This is a genomic window from Corallococcus exercitus (assembly GCF_003611585.1).
Lineage (GTDB): Bacteria > Myxococcota > Myxococcia > Myxococcales > Myxococcaceae > Corallococcus > Corallococcus exercitus.
In genome coordinates, this window is the sequence record NZ_RAVW01000821.1 from 1 (window position 1) to 895 (window position 895).

Annotated in this window: 1 pseudogene; it reads right to left on the minus strand. The window is 66.0% G+C overall.

What is annotated here, in order from left to right:
• A pseudogene (locus D7W79_RS42315) lies at positions 1-879 on the minus strand (hypothetical protein); the annotation flags it as partial.
• Between the last annotated feature and the right edge of the window lie 16 nt (positions 880-895).

An 895-nucleotide genomic window follows, 5' to 3' on the forward strand; every position in this document is an offset into this window, starting at 1 on the left:
CCGCCCGCCCCCTCCGGTCCCGTAGCCCAGGGAGTCATACGGGCTGCCCTCCGCCGAGATGAAGCCACTGCCTGTCACACTCCGGACGTCCAGCCGGATACCGCCTCCCGCGCCTCCGTAGGCATAGCTGTGCTCGCCATTCGCCTGAAGAGCGCCATCCAGCTTGAGGCTGTCCACGGTCAGCAGCAGCAGACCTCCGCCATTGCCACCTTTTGACGACGCGTTGCTTTGGGCCGAGCCACCCGAACCGAAGTCCGAGGGGGAAAGAGGGTCGCCGTAGACCGGCACCACGGAAGCGCCATTCTGCGCCCTGCCATGCCCACCGTAGCTGCCACCCACGTCGGTCCGTCCTGTTGACACATTTCCTGTCGTCCGTCCGGACTGGGCGCCATTCACACCGCGCCGACCGCCGAGGTACCCCGCTGCGTTCGCGTTGATGGATGCGCCAGTGCCGACCTCCACGGACGCGACCTCCAATTTGAGTGGCAGCGGTTGTCCGTCAGCGCTCGGCTGAACCGACACGGAAGCATTGGTGCCGGTCACCTTCAGGGTGGACAGTTTGTGCGTCACGCCCCCCTGCAGCATCAGACTCGACCCCGCGCCTGAGACCTCCACCGCGCTTCCTTCGGGGAGGAGTCCCACCACTTCGACCCAGGCATTGTTCCGGACCTCGAAGCGATCATAGCGGCCCGCTGGCACCTGCGTGGCCTTCACAACCGTTCGATCCATCCAACTGCTCTTGTAATCCACGGACAGCGAACCGTACTGCTGCTGGCTGCCCTTGAGATACACGGTGCCCGGGCCTGCTCGGTCGCCCCCCTTGGCGGAGACCTTGCTCCAGTCGAAGGTGCTGCCGGCCGTGTCGTACGTGATGGCCACCCGCCCACCTCCGCCC